The 22,234-nt window shown below is 64.8% G+C and carries 9 protein-coding genes; 5 read left to right on the top strand and 4 right to left on the bottom strand.

Annotation, left to right across the window (positions count from 1 at the left end; translation table 11 throughout):
- Nucleotides 1-89: 89 nt before the first annotated feature.
- From BE0216_RS10055 to BE0216_RS10035, 5 genes are all read left to right on the top strand, one after another.
- Nucleotides 90-1,340 (top strand): serine/threonine-protein kinase, encoded by a 1,251-nt coding sequence (locus BE0216_RS10055; protein WP_094636552.1) that lies wholly within the window; start codon nucleotides 90-92, stop codon nucleotides 1,338-1,340.
- On the top strand, nucleotides 1,337-7,279 hold the full coding sequence (locus BE0216_RS10050; protein ID WP_094636551.1) for an Ig-like domain-containing protein: 5,943 nt from the start codon (nucleotides 1,337-1,339) through the stop codon (nucleotides 7,277-7,279). Before BE0216_RS10055 ends, BE0216_RS10050 begins: the two co-directional genes overlap by 4 nt.
- Nucleotides 7,245-8,423 (top strand): AAA family ATPase, encoded by a 1,179-nt coding sequence (locus BE0216_RS10045; protein WP_094636550.1) that lies wholly within the window; start codon nucleotides 7,245-7,247, stop codon nucleotides 8,421-8,423. The genes BE0216_RS10050 and BE0216_RS10045 overlap by 35 nt, the downstream gene beginning before the upstream one ends.
- 164 nt (nucleotides 8,424-8,587) lie before the next feature.
- Nucleotides 8,588-9,697, top strand: a complete 1,110-nt coding sequence (locus tag BE0216_RS10040; protein WP_158217192.1) for a DUF58 domain-containing protein — start codon at nucleotides 8,588-8,590, stop codon at nucleotides 9,695-9,697.
- Entirely contained in the window at nucleotides 9,694-12,177 is a 2,484-nt protein-coding gene (locus BE0216_RS10035; RefSeq protein ID WP_158217191.1) for a transglutaminase-like domain-containing protein, read from the top strand. The genes BE0216_RS10040 and BE0216_RS10035 overlap by 4 nt, the downstream gene beginning before the upstream one ends.
- Here the strand turns inward: BE0216_RS10035 and BE0216_RS10030 are convergent.
- From BE0216_RS10030 to BE0216_RS10015, 4 genes are all read right to left on the bottom strand, one after another.
- A complete protein-coding gene (locus BE0216_RS10030) occupies nucleotides 12,122-16,174 on the bottom strand; it encodes a DNA-directed RNA polymerase subunit beta' (RefSeq protein ID WP_094636547.1) in 4,053 nt (1,350 codons plus the stop codon). The genes BE0216_RS10035 and BE0216_RS10030 overlap by 56 nt on opposite strands.
- A gap of 52 nt (nucleotides 16,175-16,226) precedes the next feature.
- A complete protein-coding gene (gene rpoB, locus BE0216_RS10025; protein ID WP_094636546.1) occupies nucleotides 16,227-19,757 on the bottom strand; it encodes a DNA-directed RNA polymerase subunit beta in 3,531 nt (1,176 codons plus the stop codon).
- Nucleotides 19,758-20,120: 363 nt separating this feature from the next.
- The gene (locus BE0216_RS10020) at nucleotides 20,121-20,702 is read right to left on the bottom strand and encodes a hypothetical protein (protein ID WP_094636545.1); all 582 of its coding nucleotides are present in this window, start codon (nucleotides 20,700-20,702) and stop codon (nucleotides 20,121-20,123) included.
- 511 nt (nucleotides 20,703-21,213) lie between these two features.
- A complete protein-coding gene (locus tag BE0216_RS10015) occupies nucleotides 21,214-22,215 on the bottom strand; it encodes an HhH-GPD family protein (RefSeq protein ID WP_094636628.1) in 1,002 nt (333 codons plus the stop codon).
- Nucleotides 22,216-22,234: the final 19 nt, after the last annotated feature.

The following is a 22,234-nucleotide window of genomic DNA, read 5'->3' as shown; positions in this document are numbered from 1 at the left end:
GCGTGTTACCCCTTACACACCATATGAATTTCTGTCCGATTCCGTGGCGACAATGACTGGACCAATGAACCCGCAACGAGGAGGGCATCATGATCAACGCACCGCCATTCCCATCCGCGCCGCGGCTGCGCGGCTACGATTTCATCCGGGTGTTGGGCTCGGGATCCACCGCCGTGGTGCTGCTCTACGCCCAACATGCGCCCCGTCGTCATGTGGCGGTGAAGGTCGGCGATCCCGCCGCAGGAGCGCATGCCGCGGACGCGCTCCGCCATGAGGCGTCGGTGATGGCGCGTCTGCCCCTCCACCCGCATATCCTTCCTTTCCTCGACTCCGGTCGCACCGATGACGGTCGCGACTACATCGTCATCGCCTACGCTCCTTACGGCACCCTCGCCGATCTGCTGCGCCGGGGACCGCTGCCATGCGAACGCGCGATGGACATGGGAGTCCGTCTGGCAAGCGGCCTGTATGTCGCCCATCGCCACGGCATCATCCACCACGACATCAAACCCAGCAATGTACTGATCGGCGCGCGGGAACAGCCGATGCTCGGCGATTTCGGCGTTTCCTCCGATGTCTACGCCGTCCGACCGGCCGGCCACTCGCCGCCATGGGCCGCGCCGGAGGTGCTGCGAGGTGTTCAGGCCGGCGATGAGGCGTCGGATGTCTATTCCTTGGCCGCCACGGTTTTCGCGATGCTGACGGGCTTCTCCCCTTACGAACACGGATACCGGCCTCGGTCGCAATCCGAGCTGATCGCGTCGATACTCGACGAACCGCTGCCGCGTATCGGACGTGACGACGTTCCCACAGACGCGGAGCGAGCCCTGCGTATGGCGCTCGACAAGAATCCGGGCAACCGCCACTATTCCGCTTTGGAATTCGCCCGGGATCTGCAACGGGCGCAGTATGCCAACGGTTTTCCGCCCACTCCCGTGGACGCGGAGGGCGAGCCCCGATATCCGGACGCTTTTAAGCGGCTCGGACGCTGCGGATCTCATGGATCCCACGAATCCCTTGGATCCCAGGAATCCCAGGGACACGAGCCATCCCCATCGCATCCGACGGCGACGGGTCCGTTGCCGTCGCGGCGCTGGGCGAGGCCCTTCGCCGTCGTTACAGGCACGGCGGCGGCAACGACGGCCGTGGTGCTGATATTCGTGTGCGCCGTCGCGCCCTTGATGGATTGCGCGCCCACCCCGTCCGAGACACGTATCGACGTTCCCCAAAGCGACGGCGGATACCGCCGGAGGGTTCCGGACGAGTCCATCACCGAAGCCGTCGGTTCCGCCGCAACCGCCCGAACCGCATACGGCGGCATAGTCAAGGAGGCGTCATGATGACACGACGACATCGCATCCGAGACGCGCGACGACGTCTCTTCTCCATCGCCGCCAGCCGTTGGACGCTGCCCGCAGTCGCATTGGTGGCGATGCTCGCCCTCGCGGCGGGAGCGATCATCATCAGTTCGGTGACCAGACAGCATGTCCGTCTTGACGACGGCACCGTCTGGGTCTCCTCGCTGACACAAGGCGCAGCGGCACGGTTCAATGTGCGCAACAGGGAGGCGGACGCCAGCGTGCCGGCCTCCGCGGCGCGCTTCGACATCATCCAACATGACGGCGTCACCATCCTGACGGAACCCGGCCGTCTTATATCGATCACGGCATCCACCGTGAGCACCGGTGCCGTCGTGGACACTTCGAGTGCCGCCATCGCAGCCATCGGCGGCGACGTCATCGCCATCCTCAACACCATGACCGGCGATGTGTGGGCCGGAACGACGACCGGATTGGACGCGCTCACGCCAAACAGCGAGCCTCCATGCATGCGGCTCGGCTCCGGCGGCAGAATCGCCGTCGATGCCAATGGTCACGTATATGGATACCGGCCGAAGGACGGCATGGTCCTGCGATTGGACTCCCCCGATGGCGGCGAGCCCGAACAACTCGCATCGCTCACCGGCGGCCGCTTCACCCATGCCGACGGTTTCACCGTTATCGATGGCGTGCCGGTGATCGTCACGGGAGGCACCGTGCTGTTCCCCCATGGCAGCGCCGTCGTCGATGACGCCGGCACGCTCGCCTTGCAGTCACCTCCCAGCGATGGTCGGCAACACGGATGGGTGGCGGCCGCCAGCGACCGCGGATTGGCGATTATCGACCTCGATTCGGCCGATCCCACTCCCCTGGTGTTCCGAACCGGCGGAAGGGCCGACGCCGCGCGGCCGGCGGCCGTGGCCGGCTGCGTGTATGCGGCATGGAGCCAGAACGCCAACAACTACCTGCGCTGGTGCGCGCCCGATGCCGATTATGATTCCACGGATCTTCTCACTCTGGAATCGGTGCGGGCCGGCAGCGAACTGGTGTTCCGGACCAACCACCGGCTGGTGGTGCTCAATGACGTGACGAACGGCACGGTATGGAACACGGATGGGAGTACCGCCGCCGTCACCATCCAATGGGATGCGATGCGAGTGGAGGAGGCCGAACGCGAACGAGGCCATACCGGTTCCGCCGACAACCATCGCGAGTTCAGCACCGTATGCTCCGCCCAATCCGAACGATTCGCCGCGGTGGATGACGAGTTCGGCGTAAGAGCCGGAGGATCGCGGATCATCGATGTGCTGCGCAATGACGAGCTCGGCGACTGTTCCGTGCTTCGTATCACCACCGTGGGCACGCCCGATCATACGGACGTGTCCGTGCATACCGTCTACGACGGGAGGTATCTGCAGGTCGATGCCGCCGGCGCGACCGCCGGCACAGCGCGGTTCAGATACGACATCTCCGACGGCCGGGGGCAGACCGCCAGCGCCACGGTGGTCGTCGCGATCGCCGGCACGGGCAATCACGCGCCCGTGCAATCCGATATGCCGCCGCATATCGATGTGGAGCAGGGCGCCACATATACGACCGACGCGTTGGCCGGTTTCATCGATCCCGACGGCGATCCGATGACGTTGACATCCGCGGTGACGCCGCATACCGATCAGGTCGCGGTATCCATCCGCGCGGACGGCCAGCTTGTGTTCGACGCCGGTTCCCTATCGTCCGGACGCGTGGGAGTGGAGGTCACCGTATCCGATGGCCGCAGCACCGGCACTGGCATCGTGTATTTCTCCGTCAAACCGGCGAACACCCTTGCCGCGGTCATCGACCCGGTGGTGCGGCAGACCACGCCGAACACCGACACCACCATCGATCTGACCCCGTACGTGCACGGCACGTCCTCGCAGCCGGCACGGCTCACACAGGCCGATTCCCTCGAAGATGGAGGCGGCGCGCACGTCGAAGCCCGCGCCGACGATATGAGCCTCGTATTCCGAGCGTCTGGTATCGGCACCCACTATGTCTCCTACACGATCACGCAGGGCATGGTTCCCGCCATCGGGCTGGTGCGTGTGGAGGTCAGTCCGGCCACCGCCGAGCACAGCGAACCCACGGTGGCCAATGATGTGACGACGCTTGCCTCGGATCTCACCGCCATCGTCGAACCTCTCGCCAACGACGCCGATCCAATGGGAGGCGTTTTGGCGGTCACCGAGGTCCATGCCGATGAGGACTCCGGCATCACCGCCGCCATGGTGGGGAACAAACGCGTCTATCTCACCGCACGCCAGGCGCCGACGACCCCTGTGTCGATCTCCTATACGGCGGCCAACGCGGCCGGCACCGCCACCGGCGTCATCGTGGCGCTTCCGCCCATCTGGCCGACTGCCGCCCGAGCTCCGAAAGCGGATGACATCGTCGCGCGTGTACGCACGGGAGGCATCATCACCGTGGATGTGCTCGACCATGTCACCGCCGCCGACAACACCTCCGTGCGCGTGCGCGACGATCTGCGCGTCGATGAGGCCGCGTTCCGCGGCCTGGCGTTCGTGTCCGACGGCACCGTGCGCTATCAGGCCTCCGGAGAGCCCGGCGTCTACGACATCATCTACACCGTGGAGGACGCGTCGGGAAATACCGCATCAGCCACCATCACCGTCGCCGTGCACGCCCGTGATGCCGCATCCAAAGCCGTTCCCACGCCACGCGCCGTCGAGGCGCAGGCGGCGGCCGGACGGCGCACACGCATCCCCATCGATCTGGTAGGCATCGATGGGGATGGCGACGATGTGCAGTTGCTGGGCTTGGGCAACACCGCTCCCCGGCTCGGGCGCATCGTCGAAGTCGGCTCCGACTTCATGGTGTATGAGGCGTATGCCGATTCACGCGGAACGGACGTCTTCACGTACGCGGTGGAGGATTGGACCGGGCAACGGGCGCAGGCGCGGATACGTGTGGGCGTGTTCCACGCTTCGACCGGCTCGGGTGTGATGGCGCGCGACGATGCGGTCACATTGCGTCCGAACACTTCGGTCGCGGTGCCGGTGACGCATAACGATATCGCCGGCGACGACGCCGAACTCGCCATCGATCCGCGATTGGACGCGCAAGGCGTCGAAGACGCGCGGGTGGACGGCGATCTGATCGCGTTCACCGCGCCGTCGCAGCCGGGAACCGCCCATATCGCCTATACGGTCGTCGACAAGGCGGGATTGCGTGACACGGGCACATTGCATGTGACCGTCGATCCGAACACCGATATCGAATCCCCCACCGCCTATGACTATCGGGTGCCCTCGGCCGCCACCATCGACAAGCGGTCCGTGGACGTGGACGTATCCGCATGGATCGCCAATCCTTCCGGATCCGTCGATGATTTACGGGTGGATGTGCACGCGTCCGCGCGGAACCACGCACGTCTCACCGGCGGCGAGGGGTCTACGACGATCCGCGTGGACCTGACCGACGAGGCGCGCGCCGTGCCGTATACGGTGACGAACACGGCATACGGCATCACCGCCACGGCGTTCATCCATGTGCCGGCCTATGGCGTCTTTCCGCCGACGCCGCGCCCCAAAGCACCGCCATTGACGGTGAATGCCGGGGAATTCATCGACATCGCCATCGCCGACTATGTGCGGGTGGGCGCGGGCAAAAGGCCGTATGTGGCCGATGTCGGCTCGGTCAGCGCGACCAAGGCGGCCGACGGCGATCTGCTGGTGGATGATGAGACGTTGCGTTTCACCGCGCTCACGGATTACGCGGGTCCCGCCTCCATCACCTTCACCGCAGTGGATGGCAGAGGTGGAGCGGACTCCGCGATCATCAATTCGGCGGTGATCACCCTGCCCATCACGGTGATCGGCCGCGACGCTCCCGCGCCGACGTTCTCCTCGGCGACCATCGAAGTGGAGGCCGGCGCGGACGCGACCGTCATCGATCTGACCGCGCTGACGCGGCCGACGGATGATTCCACGGATGGAGGCCGGCGATACTCCTATTCCGGCGCGCCTACATCCGATGAGAGCATCAGCGCTACCGTCACCGCCACCGGATCGTTGCGTGTCAGAGCCGTGGCAGCCGCCAAGCCCGGCACGACGGCGTTCATCCCCATCGCCATCGGCTATGCCCGCGGCACCGTACATGCCGGTATGACCGTACGCGTGGTGGCGTCCACCAAACCCTTGGCGCGCATCGGCAACACCACCGTGCAGATTCGCGCAGGTTCGAACGTATCGGTGGACCTGTTGTCCGAAGCGTACAATCCCTTTCCCGATACCGCTTTGCGCGCGGTATCGTGCACGGACAGCCAGGATTCCGTGATCACCGTCGAATGCGCGCCCTCCGGCGTGATCGACATCCACGCCGCGGCGGATACCGGCGCTTCCGCCACCACCGTGCTCGTCACCGTAAGGGACGCCACCGATACGCGGGAACGTGAGGTCACCGCCGGCATCACCGTCACCATCGTGGACAAGCCCGAGGCGCCGTTGCTGTCGCCGGTTGCCGGCACCGCCGAGAACGGCAGGGTGACGTTGCGCTGGACGCCGGGTTCGGCGAACGGCGAGGCGGTCGACGAGTATCGCGTGTCGTGGTCGGGCGGCGGCACTGGCGAACGATTATGCGGCACGGCCACCCAGTGTGTGGTCGATGGTCTGGTCAACGGTCGGCGATATATCTTCACCGTCGCCGCGCATAACGCGGTCGGGTGGTCCGGGGAGTCCCATGCCGTCGCCGCCACACCGGACACGAAGCCGTCCGCTCCCACCGAGGTCGCCGTCATCGGCGGACATCGGCAGGCGAAGGTGCGCTGGTCCGCGCCGGAAGGCGATTTCACCGCAGTCACCGGATACACGGTGACGCTCACGCTCAGCAACGGGCATACCCTCGTCCGGCAGACCAACGGACTGTCGCATACCTTCGTCATCGACAACGAACGCATCACCGATGGCGTCACGGCCACGGCCACGGTGACGGCTGCGAACGCCATCGGAGACGGTCCCGCCTCGGCCCCATCCTCCCCGAGCGTGGTCTGGGGAACTCCGGACGGCATCGACGGCCTGGTGTCGGCCACGCAGGACGAACGCAACGCAGACTCGGTCACGGTGGGTCTGCATGAACTGCCCGATATGCGCAATGCAGGCTGTGAGGCGCTGCGGTTCACCGTAGGCCAGGCATCCGCAGCCACATCCTGCGAAACGCTTTCGACGAGTCTGCGCATCGCCTCATCGGATTTCGGACGGCGACTCGACGCCACGGTCACTGTGGTTCCCAAGCGTTCGGGAGTCGACGCTCCCGCCGCGTCCGTCACGGTCACGCCCGTGTATACGCCATCGCCACCAAGCGAGGCACGCGTCATCCGCGACGAAGGCGTCTGCACCGTATCCGCCCGCAGTTCGGATCCGACCCATAATGACGGCATGCTGATCACCCGCCATGGCGTGCCGATCACCGGGTTCAGTTACTCCATTGACGAGTGGGATAGCTGCGGTTCCGTCGAGGTCAGGCAGGTGTTCCGCGGGCAATCCAGTGATGCCGTAACCGCCTCCAACACCGATGTGTGGAAGGTCGTGCCCGTGTTCCGTACCGACTATCGGCCGATGTGGAGCGGTCGCAACCGGCTGGTGTTCCATCCCGACGCCATGGTGAACGCATGGGGGCAGCCGGTCACCGCCACCATCATGGTGATGCGGGGAGGCGACGTCATCGCCTCGACGGACTCGCCGCGCTCTCTTGACTCCACCATCGCCCTGGATCTGCCCGACGCATCCGACGAATCCCTCACATGGGCGATCAAGCTCACCGCTGACGAGCCGATACTGCGCGCAGAGGCCCGCGGCGTCGTATCGCGCTACACCGTATCCCAGTCGATATGCGCCGTCCGCGCATTCCCGCTGTCGAAAGGAGAGAGTGATGACTGGCCCGAGCAACGCATTCCTCACCGATGACACGGTGACGGCCGACGACACGGTGCTGTCCGATGGCACGGTGCTGTCCGATGGCACAATGTTGGCCGACGATACGGTGTTGGCCGACAATGCAAGGACGTCCAACCGCATGCCGGCGAGCATGCGGGGGATCGTCACCACGCCCTCACCGGAGATCGCATGGTTCCAGCAACGGTTCGCCGCAGTGGTGGAGAACGTCTCCACAGTGGTGCTCGGACAGGTCCCGTCGATCACGCAATGCGTCACCGCGATGCTGGCCGGCGGGCATGCGCTGATCGAAGGCGATCCGGGCACCGGCAAAACGCAGATGGCGCGTGGTATGGCGCATTCCATCGCCGCATCGTTCAAACGCATCCAATTCACGCCGGATCTATTGCCCTCCGACGTGCTCGGCGTGACGTTCTATGACCAGCGGCGCGCCGCATTCACCTTCCGCGAAGGCCCGGTGTTCGCCTCCATCGTGCTGGCCGACGAGATCAACCGTGCCAGCGCGAAAACCCAATCCGCGCTTCTGGAGGTGATGGAGGAGCGCAAGGTCACAGTGGATGGCGTCTCCTACGACGTGCCCCAGCCGTTTATGGTGATCGCCACGCAGAATCCCGGCGAACAGCTCGGCACCTATCCGTTGCCCGAAGCACAGCTCGACCGTTTTCTGCTGCGCATATCCATCACGCATCCCGACCATGCCACGTCGGTGGCGGCGATTCGACAGCTCGACATCATCGACCGTGCGCGCATCATCCGACCCGTATGCGACACGGATGAGATTCTCCGTATGCGTCAGATCGCCTCCATGGTGCATATCGACGAGACGATCCGCGAATACATCGTGCGTCTGGTCGAAGCGACCCGCCACGACGAGCGCATCGCCAGCGGCGCCTCCATGCGGGCCATATTGGCGCTGGCCCGATGCTCGCGCATCACGGCGGCGGCGGAGGGGCGCGACTATGTGATTCCGGACGACGTCAAAGACCTGACGCACGCCATCCTCGCCCACCGCATACGGCTCACCGCCCAAGCGTCATACGAGGGGATACGCGCGGACGAACTCGTCACGCGGATCCTCGAGAACGTTCCGATTCCGAATGTCAGCGGACATCACACCGGCCACCTTCGCTTGCGCCAACGAAAGGCCCGATCATGACCGCCTTGCCATCCTTCACATTTCCATTTGCCGCGGTGAGGCCATCCGCGCGCGCCTCACGCCCAGCGCATGGCCTACGGCGGTTGGTCCGCGGCATAGGGCGTCGCATTCCCGTCGCGGTTCCACGCCGACAAGCTCGCGTCGTCTCGCCTCTGGGATGGGCGATGGCCGCGTCCGCGGTCGCGTGTCTGGCTCTGTTTCCCTATTGCGGATGGCATGAGTTGTTGACGTTCGGCTTGTTCTCCGCGGTTATGATGGTGGCCGCTTTGCTGTTGTCGCTGGGATCCATGCGGTATGAGGCTTCGATGCGGGTATCCGACCGACGCGTCACTGTAGGGGATGAGGTGTGCGTGCATATGGAGATTCGCGCCCATGGACCACGCCGTTTTCGCATTCCCGTACCATTCGTGGATCTGCCCATCGACGGGATGCATACGCGTTTCGCCATTCCCGCGCTGCCATCGGAAGACTCCGCCGTCATAGACATGCGTCATATCGCCGAAGTCCGCACCGTATTGGAGATCGGGCCGCCGCTGGTATGGCAGGGAGATCCTTTCGGCCTTGTGCGCCGTGAGCGATCGCTGTGCGAACGCGTCAACGTGTTCGTCCATCCAGCCACAGTGCGGCTGGCATTGCCGAGAACCGGAACCGCCCATGATTTCGAGGGGCTGGCAAGCGGTCGAATCGTCTCCGACGATCTCGATCTCCATGGACTGCGTCCATATGAATTCGGCGATGACATACGCCATGCGCACTGGTTGAGCAGCGTGAAAAGCGGGCGGCTGATGATCCGTCAATACGAGGAGACGTGCCGGTCCGACGCTTCGCTGACGCTTGACGTGAACGCCGGGCACTACTCCTCATCGGAGGAATTCGAATTGGCCGTCTCCATCCACGCCTCCATCGGCCTCGCCTGTCTCGAACAGGGAAGGATGATCGCCACGCATGCCGGTACCACGCATCGCATGCCGCGAGACGCCGTCACACTGCTCGACGCGGCCAGCGCCATACGTCCCGACGGCGACGGTCCGATTCCCATAGACGAGACCGTGCATCATACGCCCCATGCCTCATGGTACGGGCTTGTCGTCGGATCCAACATCGATATCGACCAGATCGCACGAGCCACGACGATGTTGCCGCGTTCCGCCCGTCGCGTGGTGGTGAGGGCCGCCCTCGACGAGTCCGGCGACGTGTTTGGCCTCGCCGGATTCACCGTGGTCACCATCGGATCACTCAAGGATCTGCCGTCGTTTGCGGAGGTGATCATATGACCGTCCAAGCCAAAGTCATCCATGGCGAAAGCACCCATGGCCCACCGCCGCGAAGATACCGACTCGTCGGCGTGATATGCGCGGCCACGGCCATTCTGCTCGCCATGGCCAATCTCATCGACGTGTACGGCGATTCTCTACGATGGGCGTTGACGGCCGTACCCGCCGTGGCTTCGGGAGCTGCGATCGCTTGGTCCGGCACATGGCCGGCGTGGCGCCTATGGCGACAACTCGCATCGCTGGCGGCCGTCCAATTCGTCCTTGGCCCGCTTATCGCCGTGGACCGCGCCGCAGTATCGCAACCGCCGCCCATCTGGCGCACGCTGGTCCAAGGATGGGAGGCGACCTTCGGGGCGTTCAAACACCTTATCGCCGTGGAACCGCCGATCGGAACCGCTCACGGATCCCTGATGGCCATATGGACGATCGGCGTATGGTTCGCCCTGCTGGCCGGCGTATTCGCGGTCTGCGAACACGCATGGCTGACTGTGATGTCCGTACTGCCGATCGGCGCGGCGATGGCGCTCTGCGCATGGCTCGGCACCGATTCGGGATGGCATCGCGCAGGCGTGGGCGTTCTCGTCGGAAGCGTTCTGATCGTCTGGTTGTCGTGGCGGTGGGGGTCGTTTGCGTGGAAGCGGTGGCGAACCGTCGCGGCCATGTTGGCCGTCGCCGTCGCGGTCGCGGGATTTGCCTCGTTCACATTGCCGCAGCATCGTCGTGTGCTGCGGAACATCTACGACCCGCCGTTCGTTCCGGTCGCCTATGCCAGTCCGCTAAGCGGTTTTCGCTCCTATATCAAGGACCATCGGGACGAGACGCTGCTCACCGTCGAAGGACTGCCCGAGGGTACGCCTGTACGGCTGGCGGTGATGGACCATTTCGACGGCACGGTATGGAATCTCGCCGGAACCGGTCAATCAGTCGATTCCGCGCCTTCCTCCGGATCGTCACAGTACCGCCGCGTGGGCGCACGCATCCATAACGAAACGCAAGGCGAATCCTTCACCGCCACATTCACCGTCGCCTCCGGCCTCACCGACATCTGGCTGCCGCTGGCCGGAGCCGCCACCTCCGTCGACTTCGCCGATGATGAGGATGCACGCGCGTTCTTCTACAACACGGACACCGATTCCGGCATCCTCTCCCATGCCACGACCGAAGGCATGGCTTATACCGAAACCGGCGTCATCGCCGCCGTTCCCAACAACGACGCCATCGATCAGGCCACCGCCGCCCACACCGACCAACCGCAGGCGCTGGATATTCCCGAAGTCGCAAGCGAATTCGCCTCGGTCGTCGCCGGTGGGCGGGCCAGCGACGGCGAGGCGGCCAGAGCGATGGCCACCCTGCTCAGAACATCCGGATGGTTCTCGCATGGACTCGAAGGAGACTATCCCTCGCTCGCCGGCCACGGCAATTACCGCATCACCAGCCTGCTGTCCGGCGACGCCATGGTGGGAGACGACGAACAATACGCCTCCGCCATGGCGCTGATGGCCCGGACGCTCGGATTGTCCAGTCGTGTGGCGCTTGGATTCCGGTCGAATAGCGATTCCGCCCCATCCAACCCATCCGTTCCACGCAACGCATCCGATTCATCCGATTCATCCAGTTCCGTCGTTTCGTTCACCGGCGGCGACATCACCGCATGGACGGAGATCAACCTGTCCGGATTGGGCTGGGTGGCGTTTCACCCTACGCCCGACGAAACGAAAACCCCGAACGACGATCAAAGCCTCACACCTCCCGATCCACAGACTCTGGTGCGTCAACCACCGGTACCACTTACCGATCCGCTGCGGGAGACACCGCGGATTCAACCGCATAGCGCAATCACCGGAACCGATGCGGAAAGAAACGAAAACAATCCGTTCCGGGCGCGATTCGTCCGTCTCGTCACCGGTATCGCCCTGTATGGTGCTCCGTTGTGGATCGCCGTCATCCTCATCGGCGGCATCCTCGCCTTGAACGCCGTGCGGCGCATGCTGTCGCGTATCCGCGGCACGCCTCGACAGCGCATCCTCGCAGGATGGAACACACTGTGCGATCTTGCCGAAAGCGGCGGCATACCGCTATCGGGGAGCCGACGCCAGCAGGCGTCCGATATCACCAACCGCATGCTCTTGGACGACCATACGGCGCTCACCGTGCGATCGTTGGGCTATGCGGCCGATTTCGCAGCATTCTCCGGCCAGGCGATTCACACCAAACAGGCGCGCAGATACTGGAGGCATGTCAACCGCCTCCGCACGGCCATGTTGCGCGCCCTCCCCCGGACCCGCCGATGGCGCGCACGTCTGGCGCTGCGAGGAACGCGTTCACGGAGACGATCCTCCGTACACGATTCCCTGCGGATACGGGCAGGGCCTCGACATCCGTGGGGATGCCGAGGCCCTGCTACCAGCGTGTCAGGCGCTTCGCTTACAGAACGTCGCCCAGATCGCCGCCGAGGTCGACCTGACCGCCGGCGTCGTTGAGGAAGTCGTCCGGATTGAAGTCGTCGCCGAGCTTCAGATCGCCGAAGTCGATGTTGGAGAAGTCCACATCGCTCAGATCGGCGTCGGAGAAGTCGGCTCCGGCTTCCATATCGCCACCCAGACCGAAGTTCGGGTAGATGGTGTCGCGAATCGCCTTGTCGGGCTCGACCACGGCGTTGCGGTAGCGGGCGAGGCCCGTACCGGCCGGGATGAGCTTACCGATGATGACGTTCTCCTTGAGGCCCTTCAGGTCGTCGACCTTCTGGCTCAGGGCGGCTTCGGTGAGCACGCGGGTCGTCTCCTGGAAGGAGGCGGCCGACAGCCACGAGTCGGTGGCCAGCGAGGCCTTGGTGATGCCCATCAGCGCCGGACGTCCGACGGCGGGCTTGCCGCCGTTCTTCACGGTCGCCATGTTGGTGGAGCGGAAGCGGGCGTTGTCCACCAGCTCGCCGGGCAGCAGATCGGTGTCGCCGGAGTCGATGATGGTGACGCGGCGGGTCATCTGATGCACGATGACCTCGATGTGCTTGTCGTGGATATCCACGCCCTGGGAGCGGTACACGTTGTGCACCTCCTCCACGATGTTCACCTGGGCGGCGCGCTTGCCGAGGATCGTGAGGATCTTCTTCGGATCGACGGAGCCTTCAACCAGCTGGGTGCCGGTCTTGACATGTTCGCCGTCCTTGACGAGCATCGGCACGCGGCGGGACACCAGATACGTGATCGGCTTGATCACGCCGTCCTCGGTCGGAGCGCCGGAATCGGCGTCCGGGGTGAGGATGATCTGGCGGCCACGGTCGTTCTCGACGACCTTGATGGAGCCGGCGAATTCGGTGATCGGCGCCTCACCCTTCGGGGTACGGGCTTCGAACAACTCGGTGACACGGGGAAGACCCTGCGTGATATCGGAAGCCGAAGCGACGCCACCGGAGTGGAAGGAACGCAGCGTCAGCTGGGTGCCGGGCTCGCCGATGGACTGGGCGGCGACGATACCGACGGTTTCGCCGACGTCGACCAGCTTGTTGGTGGCCAGCGACCAGCCGTAGCACTTGGAGCACACGCCACGCTTGGATTCGCAGGTGAGCACGGAACGGCACTTGACCTCTTCGATGCCATGCTCGACAAGCGTGTTGAGCGCGTCCATCGACAGGGCGTCGCCACGCTTGAACAGCACGGTCTCGCCGTCGGCCGGGTCGATGACGTCGGCCGCGAGCAGACGGGAGTACGGGCCACCGTCGGCGGCCTTGACCAGCGTCAGGTTGCCTTCGGAGTCGCGATCGGCCACGCGCAGCATGAGGCCGGCCTTGGTGCCGCAGTCCTCTTCGCGCACGATCACGTCCTGGGAGACGTCGACCAGACGACGGGTCAGGTAGCCCGACTCGGCGGTACGCAGTGCGGTATCGGCCAGACCCTTACGGGCGCCGTGCTGCGAGATGAAGTACTCCAGCACGGACAGGCCCTCACGGTAGTTGGACTTGACCGGACGGGGGATGATCTCGCCCTTCGGGTTGGCCACGAGGCCTCGCATACCCGCGATCTGGCGGATCTGCATCCAGTTGCCTCGCGCTCCCGACTGCACCATGATGTTCACGTTGTTGGCATCGTGGAAGTTGTCGCGCATGGCCTCGGCCACCTTGTCGGTGCACTCGGTCCACAGGCTGATGAGCTCCTCACGACGATCCTCCGCGGTGAGCAGGCCCATGTCGAACTGGTCGTTGACCTTGGCGGCCTGCTGCTCGTAGTCGGCGATGATCGCGTCGCCTTCCGGCGGGGTGGCGATGTCGGAGAACGACATGGTCACGCCGGACCACGGGGCGCGGGTGAAGCCGAGATCCTTCAAGGCGTCCAGCGTGGCGGCCACCTGCTGGGTGGAGTAACGCATGGCGATGTCGTCGACGATGTTCGACAGACGTCCCTTGGCGACCTGGTCGTTGACGAACGGGTAGTCCGTCGGCAGGGTCTCGTTGAACAGAATGCGGCCGAAGGAGGTGGCGAACAGCACGGTGCCGGCGTGGAAGCGCTCCTCTTTGACGACGTCGGCGCTGCCCGGCTGCGGATCGACGACCTGCACCTCGCCCGGCTCCCAATCGGTGGGCAGGGTGAAGTCCTGAGGCAGGCGGATCAGCACCTTGGCCTGCATATCGATCTCGTGCAGGTCGAGCGCCATCTCGGCCTCGTCCAGCGAGGAGAACACACGGCCCTGGCCCTTGGCACCCTCCACCACGGTGGACAGGTAGTACAGACCGAGGATCATATCCTGCGAAGGCATGGTCACGGTGTGGCCGTCGGCGGGCTTGAGGATGTTGTCGGACGACATCATCAGCGAACGGGCCTCGGCCTGGGCTTCGGCGCTCAGCGGCAGATGCACGGCCATCTGGTCGCCGTCGAAGTCGGCGTTGAAGGCGGCGCAGGCGAGCGGCGGCAGGTGGATGGCCTTGCCTTCGACCAGAATCGGTTCGAAGGCCTGAATGCCCAGACGATGCAGCGTAGGCGCACGGTTGAGCAGCACGGGATGCTCGGCGATGACCTCTTCGAGCACGCCCCACACTTCGGAGTCGCCGCGGTCGACCAGACGCTTGGCGCTCTTCATGTTCTGCGCGTAGTTGAGATCCACCAGACGCTTGATGACGAAGGGCTTGAACAGCTCGAGCGCCATCGGCTTGGGCAGACCGCACTGGTGCATGCGCAGGGACGGGCCGACCACGATCACGGAACGGCCGGAGTAGTCCACGCGCTTGCCGAGCAGGTTCTGGCGGAAGCGGCCCTGCTTGCCCTTGAGCATGTCGGACAGGGACTTGAGCGGGCGGTTCGAGGCGCCGGTGACCGGGCGGCCGCGGCGGCCGTTGTCGAACAGCGAATCGACGGCCTCCTGGAGCATGCGCTTCTCGTTGTTGAGCATGATCTCGGGGGCGCCGAGCTCGATAAGGCGCTTCAAACGGTTGTTGCGGTTGATCACGCGGCGGTAGAGGTCGTTGAGGTCGGAGGTCGCGAAGCGGCCGCCGTCGAGCTGCACCATGGGGCGCAGGTCCGGCGGGATGACCGGGATCACATCGAGCACCATGGCCTCCGGCTTGTTGCCGGTGGTCAGGAAGGCGTTGACGACCTTGAGGCGCTTCAGGGCCTTGGTCTTGCGCTGCTCGGAGGCGTCCTTGATCTCTTCCTTCAGCTCCTTGGAGATGGTCTCCAGGTCGAGGGACTGCAGACGCTTCTTGATCGCCTCGGCACCCATGCAGCCGTCGAAGTAGTCGCCGTAGCGGTCCTGCATCTCACGCCACAGATCCACATCGTCGATCATGTCGCCGGGGGCAAGCTTCTTGAACTTGTCGAACACGGCGTCCAGACGGGAGATCTGGTCGTTGAAACGCTGGCGGATGGCGGCCATCTCGCGCTCGGCGCTGTTGCGCAGCTTGGCGCGGGCGGGTCCCTTGGATTCGCCGGCGGCCTCGAGCTCGGCCAGATCGGCCTCGACCTTCTTGGCGCGCTCTTCGATCTCGTTGTCGCGGCGGCGTTCCAGCTGCTTGACCTCGGTGTCGAACTCGTCCTGCAGGCCGGGCAGATCCGTGTGGCGCTGCTCGTCGTCGACCTCGGTGACCATATAGGAGGCGAAGTAGATCACGCGCTCCAGATCCTTCGGGGTCACGTTGAGCAGGTAGCCCAGACGCGACGGTACACCCTTGAAGAACCAGATATGCGTCACCGGGGCGGCCAGTTCGATATGCCCCATGCGCTCGCGGCGCACGCGGCTCTTGGTCACCTCGACGCCGCATCGCTCGCACACGATGCCCTTGAAGCGCACGCGCTTGTACTTGCCGCAGGCGCACTCCCAGTCGCGGGTCGGACCGAAGATCTGCTCGCCGAACAGACCGTCCTTCTCGGGCTTGAGGGTACGGTAGTTGATGGTTTCGGGCTTCTTGACCTCGCCGTGGCTCCAACCGCGAATATCGTCGGCGGTGGCGAGACCAATCCTCAGTTTGTCAAAAGCGTTGACATCCAGCACTTGTGTTGTCCTGTCTTTCGTAAATTCGGATACAAGTTCAGATCAGTTCAGATCACTGATATTCGGGCGTGTCGACGATCTGGTCTTCCTTGGCGGACGCGTCGGGACGCGCGCCGATGTTGAAGCCGAGGTCGTCGGAGGATGAGACGGGATCGTCGTCCTCGTCCTTCATGTCGATGGCGACGCCTTCCGCGTTGAGCACCTCGACGTTCAGGGACAGGGACTGCATTTCCTTCAGGAGCACCTTGAAGGACTCGGGGATGCCCGCCGGCGGCAGGTTGTCGCCCTTCACGATGGCACCGTAGACGCGCACGCGGCCGTCGACGTCATCGGACTTGGTGGTCATCATCTCGTGCAGCGTGTACGCGGCGCCGTAGGCCTCGAGGGCCCACACCTCCATCTCGCCGAAGCGCTGGCCGCCGAACTGCGCCTTGCCGCCCAGCGGCTGCTGGGTGATCATCGAGTACGGGCCGGTGGAGCGGGCGTGGATCTTGTCGTCCACGAGGTGGTGCAGCTTCAGCATGTACATGTAGCCCACGGAGATCGGCTTGCCGAAGGGCTCGCCGGTGCGGCCGTCGAACAGCGTCGCCTTGCCGTCGGGGCCGACCAGACGGTCGCCGTCGCGGTTGGGCAGCGTGGTGGACAGCAGGCCTTCGAGGGCCTCCGGGCGCACGCCGTCGAACACCGGGGTGGCCACCGGGGTGCCCGGTTCGGCCTTCTCGGCACCGGCGGGGATGAGCTTCTTCCACTCGGCCTCCATATTCGGATCGAGGGAGATGTCCCAGCCGGAGTGCGCGATCCAGCCGAGGTGCAGTTCGAGCACCTGGCCGAGGTTCATTCGCGAAGGCACGCCAAGCGGGTTGAGCATGATGTCGACCGGGGTGCCGTCCGCGAGGAACGGCATGTCCTCCTCGGGCAGGATGCGCGAGATGCAGCCCTTGTTGCCGTGGCGGCCGGAGAGTTTGTCGCCCACCGTGATCTTACGGTGCTGGGCGATGTACACGCGGATCATCTGGTTGACGCCGTTGGGCAGCTCGTCGCCGTCGTCCTCGGCGTCCTCGCGGGTGATCTCCTTGACGCCGATGACGGTGCCGGTCTCGCCGTGGGGCACGCGCAGGGAGGTGTCGCGCACCTCGCGGGACTTCTCGCCGAAGATGGCGCGCAGCAGACGCTCCTCCGGGGTCAGCTCGGTCTCGCCCTTCGGGGTGACCTTGCCGACGAGGATGTCGCCGGCCTCGACCTCGGCGCCGATGCGGATGATGCCGCGCTCGTCGAGGTTGGCCACCGCGTCCTCACCGACGTTCGGCAGGTCGCGGGTGATCTCCTCGGCGCCCAGCTTGGTTTCGCGGGCGTCGATCTCGTACTCCTCGATGTGGATGGAGCTGAGCGTGTCGTCCTGGACGATGCGCTGCGAGATGATGATGGCGTCCTCGTAGTTGTAGCCGTTCCACGGCATGAACGCGATGAGCAGGTTCTTGCCCAGAGCCAGCTCGCCCTTTTCGATGGCGGGGCCGTCGGCCAGCACGGTGCCGGCTTCGACGCGTTCGCCGTCTTTGATGATCGGACGCTGGTTGTAGCAGGTGGTCTGGTTCGAACGCTGGAACTTGGCCAGCTTATAGCTGGACTGCGTGCCGTCGTCGTTCATCGTGCGGATGATGTCGGCGGAGACGTAGGTCACCACGCCGTCCTTCTCGGCCTTGATCACGTCGCCGGAGTCGTTGGCGGCGCGCCATTCGGAACCGGTGCCCACCAGCGGGCGCTCGGATTCGATCAGCGGCACGGCCTGGCGCTGCATGTTGGTGCCCATCAGCGCTCGGTGGCCCTCGTCGTGCTCCAGGAACGGGATCAGGGAGGCGCCGAGGGAGACCATCTGGCGCGGGGAGACGTCCATGTAGTCGACCTGGGAGACCGGAACGTCGACCGCCTCCTCCTCGCCGACTCGGGCGAGGGCTTCGGCCTTGACGAAGTTGCCGTCCGCGTCGAGCTCCTGGTTGGCCTGGGCGATCACGTGGTCGAGATCGCGGTCGGCGGTCATGTACTCGACCTCGTCGGTCACATGGCCGTCGACGACCTTGCGGTACGGGGTCTCGATGAAGCCGAACGGGTTCACACGGCCGAAGGTGGCCAGCGAGCCGATCAGACCGATGTTCGGACCTTCGGGGCTTTCGATCGGGCACATGCGGCCGAAGTGGGACGGGTGCACGTCGCGCACCTCCATGGAGGCGCGGTCGCGGCTCAGACCGCCGGGGCCCAGAGCGCTCAGACGGCGCTTGTTGGTCACGCCGGAGAGCGGGTTGTTCTGGTCCATGAACTGGCTCAGCTGGGAGGTGCCGAAGAACTCCTTGATGGTGGCGTTCACCGGGCGGATGTTGATCAGGGACTGCGGGGTGATGGCCTCGGCATCCTGGGTGGTCATGCGTTCGCGCACGACGCGCTCCATACGGCTCAGGCCGGTGCGCAGCTGGTTCTGGATCAGCTCGCCGACCTGGCGGATGCGGCGGTTGCCGAAGTGGTCGATATCGTCCACGTCCACGCGCAGGTCCACATCCTGGCCGTCGCGCTTGCCCGGGAAGGAGGTTTTGCCGTCGTGCAGCGTCACCAGGTACTTGATGGTGGCGATGATGTCTTCCTGGTGCAGGGAACGGTCGTTGTAGTCGGTTTCCAGACCGAGCTTGCGGTTGATCTTGTAGCGGCCGACGCGGGCCAGATCGTAGCGCTTGGTGTTGAAGTAGAAGGAGTCGAGCAGGTTCTTGCCGGCCTCCGGAGTGGGGGTGTCGGCCGGGCGGATCTTGCGGTACAGATCGACCAGGGCCTCCTCCTGGGTCTCCAGGGTCTCCTTCTCCAGCGCGTCGAGCACCAGCGGGTAATCCTTGAACGCGGAGGCGATCTCGGACTTGCTCATGCCGATGGCCATCAGGAACACGATGGCGGACTGCTTGCGCTTGCGGTCCACGCGCACCTGCGGCTGGTCCTTCTTGTCCACCTCGAACTCAAGCCACGCGCCGCGGCTGGGGATGATCTTCGCGCCGAAGACCTCCTTGTCGGAGGTACGGTCCTGCTGGCGGTCGAAGTACACGCCCGGAGAGCGCACGAGCTGCGAGACGATGACGCGCTCGGTGCCGCCGATGATGAAGGTGCCGTGCGGGGTCTGCAGCGGGAAGTCGCCCATGAACACGGTCTGGGACTTGATCTCGCCGGTGTCGCCGTTCTCGAATTCGGCGTTCACGTACAGCGGCGCGGAGTAGGTGTAGTCCTTCTCCTTGCACTCCTGCACGGTGTGGCGGGGTTCCTCGAAATACGGATCGGAGAACGTCAGGCTCATGGTCTGGGCGAAGTTCTCGATCGGGGAGATCTCCTGGAAGACCTCGTCGAGGCCGGAGATGTGCGGCACGGTGTTGGTGCCGTTTTCGATATCCTCTTCGACGCGCTTCTTCCAGCGGTCGGCACCGATCAGCCAATCGAAGCTGTCGGTCTGCACGCCCAGCAGGTAGGGCACATCGATGGGTTCCTTGATGGAACCGAAGTTCACGCGGTCCGAAGCCTTATGCAGTTCGATTTCGCGGCTATCGGCGCGCGCGTTCATGGTGGTGTTCGTCGTAGCTTCAGTGGCAGCCAATGGACGTTCCTTATCGCTCGCTAATCTTTCGGCGGAATTCCGCCGTTTTTCCGGGTCAGACGCCGGCACGGCCACCATATGCCTGTGCGGGCGTTCATCGTCGTTGGTGGGGCTTAAAGCCCTGGTCGGCATGCCCGCAATATGACACACCTCATGCAAAGTCACGAGACTACCCGTACACACGGACATTCCCATCCGCCATCCCGACAGACATCCCCGCCTCGTCATCCCGAGCGGAGTCCGAAGGACGGAGTCGAGGGATCCCCACCCAGATGAGATCCTTCGACTCCGGCTGCGCCTGCGCTCAGGATGACACCGCGTAAGGCCGTTTCACTGGACGGTGAACACCACCTGGTCGCTGGTCACGTCGGGAACGTCTTTGAGACTGAGCCGCGCCACATAGGTGCCGGCGTTCACCGTGGGCCAGGACGCCTCATCCGTGCATTCGGTGAGTGTGGCGTTCGCATTCGTGTTCCACGTGATCGTCTGGATGTCCTTGTCGCCCTTGGCCATCAGCAGCATGCGCGGATCGGCCGCGCACACATCCGACCTCCAGATGGTCTCCTCGCCGGAGGTGATGGTGAGCACACGGCTGGAGTCCGAAGCGTCAATCAGACAGCTGCCCGAGCCTTCGTGCACGATCGAGGCGGAGAACTCCATCGCTCCTCCGACCGCAACGGACTGCGACTGCGCGGTGAGCTGCAGGCTCACGTTCTCCGCCGTGCAATCCTTGGTGCCGCTGGACTGCTTGCTTTCTGGCACCTCCTCGCGCGAGATCGCGTATATGTCGTCATGGTTGATCAGGGCTCCTATGGCGCTCGCGCCGCGGGTCAGGCTGTAGCAGCAGAACACCACCACCGCGATCACCAACACCAACGCCACCGCCACCACGATGCGGCGGCGACGGTACATCGCCCTCTTCTTGCGTGCCTTCGCGCTTAACGGCTTGCGTTTCTTCGACGACGTTCCGCCCGATCCTCCTCGAGTGGGGATGCCCGGCCTCTTCGACGAGGCGCGTGCGGCGGTGCCTCGCGAAGCTCCCGCCGCACGCGACCGACCGGCCGAGGCCGCGCGTTTGGACGGACCGCCGACTTTCGGCGACGAGGAACGCGACGAGGAATTCGCCCCGGATCCGCTCCCACGCCGGGTGCCCGCGGCACGGCCGGCGTTGTCGGCGCGGCCGTTCCCGGCGGAACGTGGATGTCTGGTCTGAGGCATACCCACGAGTGTATGCCCTCCTCACCGCATCCTCGTGCGAGACACGGCATCCCCATCTCCTTTTCACATGCGACCGCATCATCCGCCGTCACCCACGTTCGGCAATCCGTCGAAGCGCACGCGACGCCATCCGCCCCAATCCAACCAGCCGAACAAGGACGAGGGAATCCGCCGCGCCTCCGTCAGACCAAGCCGCCCTCAACCATTAGCGGGGCAGACGCAGCGAGCCGTCGGCAAGGATTTCGATCAGACCGTCCTCATCCAGCGAGGCGATGCAGGAGTCGAGCTGCACATGGTCCTTCCACAGCGATTCCACCTGTTCGCGCGGCAACGACGTTTGCGCTCCGGGCAGCGTGCGCAACGCGTTCAGCACGATGCCGCGCACCTGGCGATCGGTGCCTTGGAAGCGCTGCCGCGGCCGCGTGCGTTTCTCACCCAGTCCCGGCAGACCGGATTCGAGAAACAGGCACTCCCCCGCAATCGGGCAACGCTCGCACAGCGGCTTCTTCGCCACGCACACCACCGCGCCCAACTCCATCACCGACTGGTTCCACATCACCGAAGCGGACGGATCCTGGGGAAGCACGGTGTTGGCGAGTTCGCGTTCGGTCGCGCTGGCCGCCCCTCCCATCGATTCCTTACCGAGGAACACGCGACTGAGCACGCGGCGGATATTCGTGTCGATCACCGCGATTCGCCTGCCGAACGCGAAACTCATCACCGCGCTGGCCGTATAGTCGCCGATGCCGGGCAGCGCAACCAACTGTTCATAGGTGCGCGGCAGTTCGTCGGCGTAGCGTTCGGATACCGCTTGCGCGCATTCCTGCAATCGCAGCGCGCGGCGCGGATACCCCAGCCTTCCCCACATGGTGATGACCTCCGCCGTCGACGCGCCGGCGAGCGCCGTCGCGTCCGGCCACAATTCCATCCATGCCTGCCAGTACGGCACCACGCGGCTCATCTGCGTCTGCTGGCTCATCACTTCGGAGACGAGCACGCCCCACGGCGTCGCGCGTCCGAACCGCCACGGCAGGTCGCGCGCGTTCGCCTCCCACCATGCCGTCAGTCGCTTCGCGATCCGCGGCGCGGCAGCCACGGCCCGACTCTCCCCATCAGTTCGAGCACAGGCCGCAACCCGCTCCTCCTCGTCATTTCGAGCGGAGGGCACAGCCCGTAGTCGAGAAATCCCATACGCAGTGTCGTTCATCATTCATATTCTTAGCAGC

It is taken from the genome of Bifidobacterium eulemuris, from assembly GCF_014898155.1.
In the GTDB taxonomy this organism is placed as follows: domain Bacteria; phylum Actinomycetota; class Actinomycetes; order Actinomycetales; family Bifidobacteriaceae; genus Bifidobacterium; species Bifidobacterium eulemuris.
The sequence above is the reverse complement of the archived record's forward strand: the minus strand, read 5'-3'. Positions and strand labels throughout refer to the sequence as shown.

Excerpts from the sequence above, each read along its gene's own strand:
- BE0216_RS10045 (WP_094636550.1), top strand. The coding sequence starts at position 7,245 with ATGACTGGCCCGAGCAACGCATTCCTCACCGATGACACGGTGACGGCC.
- BE0216_RS10055 (WP_094636552.1), top strand. The coding sequence starts at position 90 with ATGATCAACGCACCGCCATTCCCATCCGCGCCGCGGCTGCGCGGCTAC.
- rpoB (WP_094636546.1), bottom strand. The coding sequence starts at position 19,757 with ATGAACGCGCGCGCCGATAGCCGCGAAATCGAACTGCATAAGGCTTCG.
- BE0216_RS10015 (WP_094636628.1), bottom strand. The coding sequence starts at position 22,215 with ATGAACGACACTGCGTATGGGATTTCTCGACTACGGGCTGTGCCCTCC.
- BE0216_RS10020 (WP_094636545.1), bottom strand. The coding sequence starts at position 20,702 with ATGTACCGTCGCCGCCGCATCGTGGTGGCGGTGGCGTTGGTGTTGGTG.
- BE0216_RS10035 (WP_158217191.1), top strand. The coding sequence starts at position 9,694 with ATGACCGTCCAAGCCAAAGTCATCCATGGCGAAAGCACCCATGGCCCA.
- BE0216_RS10050 (WP_094636551.1), top strand. The coding sequence starts at position 1,337 with ATGATGACACGACGACATCGCATCCGAGACGCGCGACGACGTCTCTTC.
- BE0216_RS10040 (WP_158217192.1), top strand. The coding sequence starts at position 8,588 with ATGGCCGCGTCCGCGGTCGCGTGTCTGGCTCTGTTTCCCTATTGCGGA.